Here is a 13,351-nt window from a genome sequence, read left to right on the forward strand (position 1 = left end):
CCGATGCGCATCATCATCCCCCTGCTCGCGGTCATCCTCGGCGTCCTCGCCGTCCTCGGCATGCTCAGCCGCACCGAAGAGAACGAAGCCCGCAACCCCGCCCGCCAGACCACGGTCCAGACCCAGCCCGCCGACCTCGCCGAAGCGCCCGCTGCACTGACGCAGGCCAATGAAGGACAGGACAACCTCTCAGGCATCGCCGTCGAGACTGACCCTTCTGCGGCCCCCATCGCTGATGCGCCAGTCTCAGCAGCACCCACACCCTCAGTCCCCGCCGCGACCTTCGCCGAAGCACCAGTCATCCTCCCCGCGGAGCAAACCTCCGCCATCACCATCGGCTCAACCGATCCCGAGTCGGGTTTCAAGTTTGAGATCCAACTCAGCCCGTGGGGCGCCGCCGTCTCGCAGGTCGCCCTCACCGACTACCTCAACAACCTCGAAGACAGACAACCCTACATCGTCCATGGTGTGCTCAAGGCACCGATCCCCGGCACGGTAGATGGCGAATACCTCATGCGGCCCTTCTCCGCCGTCGCCCTCACCATCGCCGGGCACACAGTCGATCTGATGAAGGTCGAACGCTGGACTCTGATTCCCACCGATCACTCCGGCATCCGCGACCACGCCACCTACCGCACCATCATCGCCACCGGCGACGACGCCAACACCCCGCTTGTGGAGGTCACCCGCACCTACCGCGTCGTCCCCGGCAGCTACCAGATCGCCATCGACCAGAAGGTGCGCAACCTCACCAGCCTGCCACTCAATATCGTCTGGTCCCAGTTCCTCCAGGGCGACCTGCCGCGCGATGGCGCCGCTTACCTCGGCGACAGACGCTACTACGTCCCCGGCTACTTCAACCTCGAATACGACGCACGCAAGTTCTCGATCTACACCGATGACGCCTTCCTCTCCCGCGTCGAAGCCCTCCGTAATCCGGCTCTCTGGCCCACCCCCGACGTGACGGCCAACAGCGAACTCGCCTGGATCGCTGGCGAAAACCGCTACTTCGCCGTCATCACCCACCTCCCGGTCCCCGCCAACACGACACGCTCCGCCGATATCAAACCCCTTGAAACCCTCTTCCCCCGACTCAACCTCTACGCCCTGCCCCAGCAACCCGTCGCCGATGACGCCCGGCTGAGCCTGGTCACCGCCAGCACGCCAACCCTCCGACTGGAACCCGATGCCGAGCACGACCTGAGCATCACCGTCTTCGCTGGACCTCGCAAAAACGAGCTGTTTGAAGAAGCCCCCTACAGCATCCTCCACTTCGATAAGACCATCCGCTACTCCCTAGGCGGGCTCATCGACCTCTGCACCTTCCAATGGCTCGCCCACGCCCTCCTGGGCTTCCTCGGTTTCTTCCACTGGCTGCTCGCCGACTGGGGCGTTGCCATCATCGTCCTCGTCGTCACCGTCCGCCTGATCCTCCATCCCATCATGAAAAAGAGTCAGCTCTCCATGATGCGCATGGGCAAGATCATGCAGAAACTCCAACCCGAGATCGAGAAGCTCAAGAAGAAGCACAAGGACGACCCCGCAGCTCTCCAGCAGGAACAACTCAAGCTCATGCGTGACGCCGGTGCCAGCCCCTTCGGGATGCTCGGCTGCCTGCCGCTCTTCCTCCAGATGCCGATCTGGACCGCCCTCTACGCCATGCTCTACTACGCCATCGAACTCCGCCAGGAACCAGCCTTCTGGGGCGTTTTCCAGTGGGTCTCAGGCGGCAACTGGACCTTCCTCGCCGACCTCGCAGCCCCTGACCACTTCATCGTCTTCGCGGGCGACGGCATCACCATCCCCCTCTACTTCATCGAACCCACCTTCAACGGCATCAACATCCTCCCACTGCTCATGGCCGTCGTCTTCTTTATCAACAACAAACTCATGAGCCCACCGCCGGCCAACGAACAACAGGCCCAGATGCAGCGAACCATGCGCATCATGTTCCTGATCTTCCCCTTCTTCCTCTACTCCGCCCCCGCGGGTCTCACGCTCTACATGACCGCCTCCACCGGAGCTGGAATCCTCGACTCCTGGATCGTCCGCAGACACCTCCAGAAAGAAGAAGAATCCGGCAAACTCTTCGAGAAGAAGCAGCCCAAACCCGGCGGACTCATGGATCGATTCAGCAAAGCCATGGAACAGGCCCGCGCTCAGTATGAGACGCAGCAGAACGCCAAGGCTGGCGGGAAGACCGGACGCAAGCACGTCAACAACGAAGCCGGTCAGCCCGGCGGACGTGCCACCGCCAGGAAGATGAAACGCAAGTGACCCCCGTCGGCGACACCATCGCCGCGATCGCCTCACCCCTCGGCCACGCTCCCCGAGGACTCCTACGCCTCTCCGGACCCAACAGCCACACCATCATCCAGTCCATCACGGACGGTACACCAACCGAGCCTCATCAACTCAGCCCAACACGACTCGCCCCGCCCCTCCTCCCCATCCCCTGCCTGACCGCAATCTTCCAGGCCTCCCACAGCTACACCAGCGAAGACGCCGCCGAACTCTGGCTACCAGGACACCCCTCACTCCTCGACCGCGTCCTCGCCGCAGCCCTCGACGCCGGTGCCCGACTCGCTGAGCCCGGTGCCTTCACCTTCCGCGCCTTCCGCGCCGGACGCATCACGCTCGATCAAGCCGAAGGCGTCGCCGCCCTCATCGCCGCCAACTCCGACGACCAGCGGCGTGCCGCTCAAGCCTGGCTCCAGGGTGACCTCGCCAAGACCACCACAGTCTGGATGAACACCCTCGCCGACCTCCTAGCCCTTGTCGAAGCCGGTATCGACTTCACCGACCAGGAAGACGTCGTCCCGATCCCAACACCCGACTTGATTCACCGTCTCGCCGAGACGCGTGACGCCATCGCCAGCCTCCGCCAATCCTCCAGAGCGATGGCCGAACGCTCCGGGCTCCCGCGTGTCGTCCTCGCAGGGCCGCCCTCCGCAGGTAAGTCCACCCTCCTAAACGTCCTGCTCGCCGAAAACCGGGCCATCATCCACCACCACCCCGGCACCACCCGCGACCGACTCGAAGCCACTCTCAAGCTCACAGCCAACGACAACCGCACCATCGACCTCACCCTCATCGACCTCGCCGGACTCGACCACACCGACACCTCCTCACTCGCCGCAGAAGCCCAGAGCATCGCCCGCATCGCTCTTGATGACGCCGACCTCATCCTCCGCTGCACCCCCGCCGATCAACCAACCCCAATCCATCTCAGCAGCAACACCCCGATCCTCGACCTGATTACCAAAGCCGATCTCCTCACCCCGGCACCAACAACTCAAGACCCGCTCCCGATCTCCACCCGCACCAATCTCAATCTCGATACCCTCCGCCACCAGATTGCCGACCGTCTGCTGAGCACGCAACGCCCGACGCTGGGCTCCTCGTCTCTCGCCCTCAACCCCAGGCACATCAACGCCCTCCAGACCACCGAGCAAGCTCTCGCCGCCGCCCTCGACCACCTGGACTCTGAGCCTGAAATCGGACCACTGGCCGAACCCGAGGTCATCGCGGCTTCCTTACGCTCCGCGCTCGACGCCCTGGGCACCATCGCCGGCCGTATCGCCGAAGACGAAATCATCGGCCGAGTGTTCGCCACCTTCTGCGTCGGCAAATAGTCCACGCACCACGTTTGCCCGACAATCCCTAAACTGTCGGGTTCCTCATGGCCCGCAACAAGAAACCCAAACCCGAACACTTCACCCCCCGGATCGAGAACCGTCGAGCCCGGCACGATTATCACATCACCGACACCCTCGAAGTCGGCATCAAACTCCTGGGCACCGAGGTCAAGTCCATCCGCAATGGACAGATCTCACTTGCCGAAGGCTTCGCCACCATCGACCCCCGCACCAGCCGCCTGATGCTCCTCAACGTCGACATCAGCCAGTACCCCCAGGCTGGCGTCAACCAACACCCCCCCCGCCGCCCCCGCATCCTCCTCGCCCACAAACGCGAGATCGCCCAGCTCGAAGGCAAACTCACCGCCAAGGGCACCACCCTCGTACCGCTTGCGATGTACTTCGTTCGCGGCAAAGCCAAGCTCCTCCTGGGCCTTGGCGAAGGCAAGAAGACCCACGACAAACGCCAGGACATCAAGACCCGAGACGCCAACCGCGACATGCGACGCGCCATGACCCGCAAGGTCATCTAGGAGCACGCATGCCCGTCGCTGGCAAACGCCGAATCCTCATCCTCACGTTCCTCGGCTCGATCGCCACCACGCTGATCGAACTTGGGATGTACTTCTACACCCACAAAATGCTCGGCTTTAGCGAGCTGGCCAACCTAAGCCTCGCCCTCGGCTGGGGACTCACCTACGTCGCAGGAGCACTCCTGAGCCACCGACTCGCCAAGCGCTTGGGCGAACGCAACCTCGCCTTCACCGTCTCGTTCGTCCAGCTCGCCATGAACTTGGTGATCTGGTCGAACCCCACACCCTTCGTCCTGACCACCTGTTTCCTGGTCATCGGCGTCGCCACCGGCATGATGTGGCCCGTCATCGAGAGCTATATCTCCTCCGGTCTGACACCCAGGCACGCCCGCCGCATCATCGGCTACTTCAACCTCACCTGGTCCTCCGCCGTCGCCGTCGCCCTCATCGCCACCGGCGTCATCCTCGACACGCTCCCACCCGCCAGCATGATGCTCGCCGCCGCCGGTCTCAACGCCCTCGTCTGCCTGATGATCCTCGGGCTCCGCGCCCGTCCCCGCCACATGGAGCTCGACCACCCCGAGCGCCCACCCGCTGACCAGCTCCACCGATGGCAGCACCTGCTCAACTCCAGCCGCTGGACCATGCTCGCCAGCTACACCCTGCTCTTCCTCATGGCCCCCCTGCTCCCCGAAATCTTCACCGACCTCGGACTCACCCCCGCCATGGCCGCCTATGCCGCCGCCGCCCTCCACGCCGTCCGCTTCCTGACCTTCGCTGGCATGATCTTCTTCCCGCAATGGCACAACCGCTCTTGGCCCCTCGTCGCCGCCCTGGCTCTTCAACCCGTCAGCTTCCTGATCATCCTCTTCGGACCCTCCGTCCCGATCGTGATCTTTGGTGAAATTCTCTTCGGCTGGTGCGCCGGCATTTCCTACTTCGCCGCCCTGTACTACGCGCAGGTCATCCAGAACGCCTCTGTCGAAGCTGGCGGAGAACACGAAGGTCTCATCGGCGCCGGCTTCGCCATCGGCCCTCTCCTTGGCATCATCGCCATGACCGCAGGCGGGTCTCTCTGGATCGTCGCGCTGACCACCGGACCCTTCCTCGCCCTCACCGCATGGAAAGCAGCCAGAACCCTCCCCGGCTCACAGCAGCGCCACCAGCCCGATCGCTAGAACCGCCCGTACCGACCACGCCACCGTCCGCACCCAGTTGGTCCACACCAACGCGGCGTGCGCCCGCGCATCGAAACCATCCACCAGCCTTGAGTGCAACGGCACCTGCACCAGGAAGGTCGACAGCGTATTAACACCAACGAGCACCAGCCCCACCCACACCACCACCATCGGCCATCCCCCCGGCACCAGCCACACAAGCATCACCGCCGTCACACCCTCCGCGAGCATCGCCGGACCCACAATCGGCGTGATACGCACCTGATGAGCCCGTGCAAACGCCCCAAACTCCTCGGGCAACACCCGATCCATCAGCGGATAATGAACCAGTTGAATCACCCAGATCAACCCCGCCAGAAAACATGTCGCCCCCACATGAATCGCCAACACCCACTCGATCATCCCGCCGACCCCACACGATGCTCAACACGCCACGCGTGCACCAGGATCAGCGTAAACGGCACCCACCAGATCAGATCATTAAAGATGATGTTCACCCCAAACGCTGGCGTGATCTCACCCATCCACAGAGCCTGCGCAAAACCGATCGGCCCAAACACCTTCCCCAACAAACCCACCAGAACAATCGGCCAATGCCGCGCCGGGTCCAACGCAGCACACCCATAGCCGATCCCATACACCCCTACGATCATCCCCACGCACTGCCATAGCCACGGATACAACGGAGCATCCATCCCCGCCACCTCAAAAAACCAGACCGGAAACAACACTGCCGCCGCACCCCACACAAGGTTGTAACCCGCCGCCAACCACAACACGACCGACATCCACCTCGGCGACCCAGCACGCTTAGTCATCTCACCCCTTCACCTTCTCAAACGCTTTAAGGGCGCGTTCACGGCCATCCTTCAGGTCAACGATCGGCTCCGGATACGACTCGCCAAGCGTCACACCCGCCTCCTCAAGCACCGACTCCGGTGCGTCCCACGGCTTGAACAACCACTTCGCAGGCATCTCCGCTAACTCCGGAACCCACCGCTTCGTATACACACCATCAGGATCAAACTTCTCGCCCTGCAACACAGGGTTGAACACCCGGAAGTACGGCGCTGCATCCGCCCCGCAACCCCCAGCCCACTGCCACCCCAGCGTGTTACTCGCCAGGTCCGCATCCACCAGCGTGTCCCAGAACCACTCAGCCCCCTCCTCCCAAGAGATCAACAACTGCTTGACCAACAGCGACGCCACAATCATCCGCACTCGATTGTGCATCCACCCCGTCGCCCACAACTGCCGCATCCCCGCATCCACAATCGGAATCCCCGTCCGACCTCGCTGCCACGCCTCCAGGTCCTTCTTGCTCGTCCGCCAGGGAAACGCCGCGTACTTCTCCCGCAACGGCTCCTCCGGCGTGTGCGGAAAGTGATACAGCAGGTGATAACCAAACTCCCGCCACACCACCTCCTTGATGAACTTCATCACGTCCTTCCGAGTCGCCCCCTTCGGCAACCCCTCCAGCACGCCGTGGTACACCTGCCGAGGGCTGATCTCGCCCCAATGCAGATGCGGCGACAATCGCGACGTCCCCTCGAGATCAGGTCGATCCCTTTGTCCCTCGTAATCCACCGACGACCGCCCTACAAACGCATCCAGCCTCGCTTGCGCACCCTCCTCACCAGGCGCCCACACATCCGCCATCTCCTCATACCACCGAATCTTCGGAAGTAAACTCAACGCCTCTAACTTCAACGAGTCAGGCCAAACCTCCGGTACCTTGAGCCGACCCGGCCGCTCCAGCGGAGAATCTGGCTCATCCCGCTCCAGACAGTTACGGCTAAACGGACTGTACACCTGATACGGCTTGCCCTCGCCCGTCTCCACCTCCCACGGCTCAAACAGCAGCGACCCATTGAGACTCTCCGCCTCGACACCATCCCCCTTGAGCCCCTTCTTCACGGCCTTATCCCGATCAATCACCGCAGGCTCGTACCGCCGATGCCAGACCACCGCCTCCGCTCCAGTTTCCTTGACGAGTTCCCGCAGCACCCCGAGCGCATCACCTCGCAGCACGATCAACCGACTCCCCACCGACTCGAGATCAGCCGCCAACGCCAGCAAACTCTGGTGCAGCCACCACCGCCCCGCCCCACCTGGTGCCCAGCGACCCTCCTCGTCAAACGACTCGATGTAGACCGGCACCACCGGCCCGCCACGCTCAATAGCCCAATGCAACGCCGGATGATCCGACAACCTCAGGTCCTGACGAAACCAAACAACTGTCACTCCACTCAACGCGCATCCTCCGCGCCCAACACCTCATCCAGCATCATCTCCAGGTCCGGCTGCCGATACCGATACCCCGACCCCGACAGCTTCGTGGGCTCCGCCCGAACACTTGCCAGCAGCACCTCATTCGCCTGCTCTCTTCCAAACAGAAAACGCACTAATCCCTGTGGCATCGGGATCACCGCCGGCCTCCGCAAAACCCCCGCCAGCGTCGCCGTGAACTCCCGATTCCTCACCGCCCGCGGGGCGACCAGATTCACCGGACCCTCAAGCGACTCCATCACCACCAGATGATGCAACGCCCCAGCTACGTCATCCAAACCAATCCAGCTCCACCACTGATTACCAAACCCCAATCGACCGGCCACCCCCATCCGAAACGCTGGCAGCATCGCTCGCAGCGCCCCGCCCTTCGGGCTCATCACCACACCAATCCGCGCATGCACCACCCGGACTCCTGCCCGCCGCGCTGGCTCCGCCGCCTCCTCCCAGTCTCTCGCCACCTCCGCCAGAAAACCCTCCCCGACCGGGTCCTTCTCATCCACAATCATCTGCCCACGGTTCCCGTAAACCCCCACCGCCGACGCCACCACCAGCACCCTGGGCTTCTTCTTGAGCCGCGAAAGCGTCTCCGCGATCAATCGCGTCCCCCGCACCCGGCTATCCCGGATCAGTTGCTTCTTACCGGGCGTCCAGGACCCCATGATCGGCTCTGCCGCCAGATGCACGACCGCATCCAAGCCCTCCAACCCGCCCGCATCGATCTGACCATGCTCCCAGGACCACCGAACACCACGCCCGCCCACAAAACCAGGCGGCTTGGAACCATGCCGAACCATGGAGACCACCGAATGCCCACCCGTCGTCAACAGACTCGCCAGCCGACCCCCGATCATCCCCGTCGCCCCCGAGATCGCCACACGCTTCGCCCCGCTCTCATCCTCTGCGTGCGCCGCCAGGTCCTCTCGTGTCACCGCATGACGCCATGCAAACGCTCGCCGCATCTGCCCCAGCAACCACCGCCCCACGATCAACTCCGTTAACCGCCCGCCGGGCATCTCAAAATCAATCGTGTCCACCAGCCGTGACCGCTTCGCATCGATCGCCTCAAACCGATGCCGATGCCGAAACGACCGAAAAGGCCCGCACAACAGGTGGTCCTCAAACTGAACCCCCGGCTGGTGATTCCGATGCTCGATCTTCCACACCGTCGGGATCGGCCCCTGCCACACCCGCAGGTCAATCCGATCCCCATCATCAATCCCACCACAACGCCGAAGAACATCCACACGCTGCCAAGGCGGGGTCAGACGCTCAAACGCCCCCGGACGCGCGTGCCACGCATACAGGGTCTCCGCTGATACTGGCATCTCACTCTGGTGCTCAAAGCGCATAGGAGAGACTCACTCGTTCGCCCGATCCTAGCTCAGACCGAGCCTCATGGCACCAGCGTGCCGGCATTAACCTCAGATTCCCCCGAGGCAGACGACCGAAGCATCTCCCGCACACCCTCCAGCCGCTCACGGAACTCATTACTCACCCGTGAACCACGAGCCAACGCTAGGTCAATCGCCACCACCGTATCCAACGCCTCCACAACACGATCAGCCCTCGCCAGCAACTCAGCCAGCGTCAACTGCCACTCGATGTTCATCGGCTCCAATGCCACCGATAGCTCTGCCTGCTCAAGCCCTTCCTCAACACGACCGTCCGCCGCGAGCGACAGCGCCAACGTATCCCTGAACGCCGCCACACCCGGCAACACCCGAACAGCTCGCTCCGCCATCGTGACAGCCTCGGAAGTATCACCCCGCAGCTTCAGAATCATCGCCAGATTATTCAGAGCCACCGGCTGATTATCCTGCAGCGACAACACCCGCCGATAGCCCGCCTCCGCCTCCATATCATGCCCGTCCGTGTCATCCATCATCGCCAGCGTCAATGTCGCCTGAACAGCCGTCTCACCCTCAGTCATCGTGCTAAGCAGCTCCCGGGCACGCTGCTCATAAGCCGCGACATCGTACCGATCCCCCAGCGTACGCCAGCCGATCGCCAACTGTAGCCGGGAAACGTCATGGTTCACGTCCACCACAGCCTCAAGGTCCTCCATCCACGCCAACCCCTCCTCACGGCTGCTCACAGCAGAAGACAACACCACCCAGTCATCATGCCATGCCTCATTGGCCAGCAGTGGTCGCAACCTCTCGCGAGCATCATCCGCACGCCCCATCGCGATCCGTGCCCGCGCCCATCGCGTCAGAACATCCGATCTCGCCTCAGGCGTAGCCAGCGCCGCTTGCATATACGGCTCCAGCGTGCTCACCGCCTGATTCGGTGCCCCCATCTGAATCATCGCCTGCGCAATCCGAAGATCAGCCTGCAGCGGGTCAGCCAAGCGGCTACGCCACTGCAGCGCCATGCTCCGACCCTCCGTCCATTTCCCCTGAGACATCAACAAGTCCGTCGCCAGACCCGCTGGCTCCGGGTTCTCCGGAAACTCACGAACCGCTTGCAAGGCCGCTGTCAGAGCCTCATCTCGCCGATCCATCGCCGCAAGTGCCTGCACCAGAATCATCTGACCCGGCAAATAACGTGGGTGCTCACGGATAACCTGCTGCAAACGCGCAACCAGATCGTCCGCAGCACCACCATCACGATCAACCTCATACGCTGCCCGAAGAATACCAGCCGATGCCCCACGAACATCAGGCCGCTCCACCATCTGCACCAGCAGCAACCGCAAAGCCGCATCCTCAACCTGTGCCTCAATGAGATCACGGTTCTCGCCCATGAACACCAGCGTTTGGTCTCCCGGGTTCGCCGCCAGACCGCCGTCGAGAACCTCCAGCGACTTCTCCCGATCGCCCTGAGTCAAGACGACCGCCAGCAACCGCTGCCACGCACCCGCCTGTGTCTGGTCAGCCTCAGCCGCCCGCTCATAAAGCGACCTGGCCTTCGCGAGATCCCCCGAACGCCGATAGTAATCACCCTCAATCTGGAACTGTACAGCGTCCGGTAGACCCGGCACGTCCTTTAGTTTCTCCAACGCAGCCATCGCCAGCTCAGACGACCCACGCGACTGATAGAAACGCGCAGCACTGTTCACAATCTGCAGATCGACGGGACCCGAAAGCAGCACCTCATACACCGGTGCAGCCTCATCGAATCGCCCGCCCCGCTCGAACAGTTGAGCCAGCAACAGTCGGTCGGCTGGCTGACCCGAAGACTCCAGCAGTGTCTGAACCATCGAGATCGCCAACGGCAGTCGGTTCAGCTCTGACAGCGAACGCGCCAACTGACGCACCTGCTCTGGACTCAAAGCCTCCGCATTCATCGCCAGGGTCTCAAGCGCTCTCGCCGCATCAGCATCACGCCCCACATCACGCATCAACTCGGCCCGTGCAAAATCGATCCGAACATCATCGCCGCGCAGGCCCTTGGCTCGATCCAACTGCGTGATCGCCAACTCCGTCTCACCCAGGCCCTGAAACACCTCCGCCAACATCAACCGTGGCCGGATCATCGTCGGCGACTCATCCGTAATCTCCTCCAGCATGCTTCTGGCACGCTCAAGGTCCTCTCGCTCACCAAACGTCATCAGCCAACGCGCCTCAGCCACCCGCCAGCCGATCCCATCCCGCCCTGTCAAATCACGCAACCGATCAATTGCACCCCGAGTCGCCTCACGCTCCGACCAAATCGCCCGCGATTCAAGCGCCCGCTGGAGCACGCGAACATTATCTGTCGAAGACCCCACCACCTCCGACCAGGCGCGACCCGCCCGCGCGTCGCCAATCCGCTCGAGCACCGCCGCCCGTGCCATCCGAACCGACAGTAACGCCTGCTCACCGTCAGCCGCCTCCACCGCAGCGTCCATCAGACCCACCGCACCTTCCGTGTCACCATCACGATGAAGCATCATCGCTCGCGCCACCAGGACATCCGCCGCATCCCTGCCGGTCCCGGCCTTGCCGATCAGCTCCTCCTCCAGCCCCAGCCCGTTATCCGCACTCACCTGAGCCGCCGCCAGTAAAGCCGCATCACTCACCTCTGCATCCGGCTCGATCAGCGAACGCATCACACCCACCGCATCATCTGACCGACCTTCAGCGACCAGCAACTTCAGATAAACAGGCAGCACCCGTTCGTTGCCCGGCACGATCTCCAACACCTGCTCAGAGAGCTGCAGCAAGCCGCGCCGATCCCGCTCAGGGACCCGATCCAGCACCAGGCCAGCAGCCTCAAGCAGATTAATGTTGACGCCCAGATTATTCGGGCTCCGCTGCAGCAGCAGCGCCGCAAAACCGTACGCCTCAAGATTACGACCGGCCCGCATCAGCTCGCGAACAATCGCCAGCGGCGGACCGTCCCAACTCGGTGCTAACTCCGTCGCACGACGCCACGAATCGATCGCCCGATCCCCCTCGCCCATCGCAGACAGCGCACTACCCTGCCAGAAATAAAACATCGGATTCGAGGGATCCCGCTGCGTCGCCGTCTCCGCCGTCTGAATCAGCCGCATCGGTTCCACCGAACCCCCGCCATAAACCAAGTTTAACATCGCCCCATAGGACAGTGCCAGATTGTCACTCTTACGATCCTCAAGCATCATGACGATCGCCATCGCCTCATCGCCACGGCCCAGGTCAAACAACGCCTGCGCCCGTGTGGCCAGCGACCGCACGCTCGCTCGATCAGGATTCTCAGCCATCTCATCCGTCAGGCGCACAACCTCTTCATTCTCCCCTGCATACAGAAGATGCGACAGCAGGAGGTGCTCGTACTGCAGCGATGGCGAAGAGGCCTGCAACACCCGCGCCAACTCAATCGTCGCCAGGAGTTGCCCCCGACGCCCCAGCTCTCGAACCAGCATCTGGATCACCAGATTGTCCGTTGGACTCGCATCAGCCTCCCGCTGAAGCCAGGCCAGCGACTCCTGCCGCAGATCAGGCCCCGTACTCGCCAGCCCCACCAGCAGACTCGTCCCCTCAACCTCAGGATGCTCTTCCTGAACGGACTTGGCCCAGCCCAGAACCTCAGCACGACTACGGCCCGCACCCTTCATCGACTCCAACGTCAGAAGATAACCCCGAAAGTCCTCGGGAGCATTCATGTTCAGCTCGATGGCCTGCGTGACAGCCTCATCCGTTCGCTCCAGACTCACCAGCGCGGTTGCCCGGTACCGCATCGCCTCCACCCGAAGCTCATCAGGGGCCTCCGCCCCTCGAGACAAGACCGCATCAGATTCCTTCAGCACATCCTCAAAACGCCGACTCGTCACCAACGCCCCCAACCGACGCGCCCACGCCTCAGCATCATCCGGATACGCTTCGAGAATCTGATCGGCCAGCGCCAACGCCTCCGGCGCGTAACCGAACACCGCATACAGATCCAGCAGCTTACGCTTCGCCTCCAGATTCTCCGGGTCCATCGCCACCACGTCCCGGAATGCCGCCGCAGCCGCCAGAAGATGGCTCCGACCATCCGCTTCCTCAACCTCCATCCGCGCCTGCCCATAAAGATAAAGCGCCTCAGCATCTCCAGGACTCTGATTCACATAGGTCCCCAGAGCATGCATCGCGTCGTAGTAGCGTTCCTCGTCGAACGCCGTCACCCCCTCGACACGCTTCAGCTCAACCGCCTGCTGCTGCTGCTGTTTCCTGAACGTATAAAAACCAGCACCAGCACCAACAACCAACACCACAAGGGCCAGCAATAAGAAAAGCCGGCGTCGTGCCTTGGATCGGATAGCCAT

General features: G+C 62.7%; 9 protein-coding genes. 4 read left to right on the forward strand and 5 right to left on the reverse strand.

The annotated features are described in order from the left end of the window. The first annotated feature begins 3 nt into the window (after positions 1–3). From RIG82_13045 to RIG82_13060, 4 genes are read left to right on the forward strand one after another with little or no spacing between them, the layout of a single operon-like run. A complete protein-coding gene (locus tag RIG82_13045) occupies positions 4–2,277 on the forward strand; it encodes a YidC/Oxa1 family insertase periplasmic-domain containing protein (GenBank protein MEQ9461868.1) in 2,274 nt (757 codons plus the stop codon). Continuing rightward, entirely contained in the window at positions 2,274–3,635 is a 1,362-nt protein-coding gene (locus RIG82_13050; protein MEQ9461869.1) for a GTPase, read from the forward strand. The genes RIG82_13045 and RIG82_13050 overlap by 4 nt, the downstream gene beginning before the upstream one ends. A gap of 47 nt (positions 3,636–3,682) precedes the next feature. Beyond that, positions 3,683–4,171 carry an SsrA-binding protein SmpB gene (smpB, locus tag RIG82_13055; GenBank protein ID MEQ9461870.1) on the forward strand — a complete coding sequence of 163 codons (489 nt, stop codon included), beginning with the start codon at positions 3,683–3,685 and terminating at the stop codon, positions 4,169–4,171. Between the two features lie 8 nt (positions 4,172–4,179). Next, on the forward strand, positions 4,180–5,349 hold the full coding sequence (locus RIG82_13060) for an MFS transporter (protein MEQ9461871.1): 1,170 nt from the start codon (positions 4,180–4,182) through the stop codon (positions 5,347–5,349). Here RIG82_13060 and RIG82_13065 read toward each other — a convergent pair. From RIG82_13065 to RIG82_13085, 5 genes are all read right to left on the reverse strand, one after another. After that, positions 5,320–5,751: a hypothetical protein gene (locus RIG82_13065; protein MEQ9461872.1), complete on the reverse strand. Its 432-nt coding sequence runs from the start codon at positions 5,749–5,751 to the stop codon at positions 5,320–5,322. The two genes, RIG82_13060 and RIG82_13065, sit on opposite strands and share 30 nt — an antisense overlap. Further along, the gene (locus tag RIG82_13070; GenBank protein MEQ9461873.1) at positions 5,748–6,167 is read right to left on the reverse strand and encodes an alkyl hydroperoxide reductase; all 420 of its coding nucleotides are present in this window, start codon (positions 6,165–6,167) and stop codon (positions 5,748–5,750) included. Before RIG82_13070 ends, RIG82_13065 begins: the two co-directional genes overlap by 4 nt. A gap of 1 nt (position 6,168) precedes the next feature. After that, a complete protein-coding gene (locus RIG82_13075; protein MEQ9461874.1) occupies positions 6,169–7,593 on the reverse strand; it encodes a deoxyribodipyrimidine photo-lyase in 1,425 nt (474 codons plus the stop codon). Between the two features lie 5 nt (positions 7,594–7,598). Continuing rightward, a complete protein-coding gene (locus RIG82_13080) occupies positions 7,599–8,966 on the reverse strand; it encodes a TIGR01777 family oxidoreductase (GenBank protein MEQ9461875.1) in 1,368 nt (455 codons plus the stop codon). Positions 8,967–9,034: 68 nt separating this feature from the next. Further along, positions 9,035–13,351, reverse strand: coding sequence for a tetratricopeptide repeat protein (locus RIG82_13085; protein MEQ9461876.1), 4,317 nt, complete (start codon positions 13,349–13,351; stop codon positions 9,035–9,037).

The sequence above is a fragment of the Phycisphaeraceae bacterium genome (assembly GCA_040222855.1).
Taxonomy (GTDB): domain Bacteria; phylum Planctomycetota; class Phycisphaerae; order Phycisphaerales; family Phycisphaeraceae; genus Mucisphaera.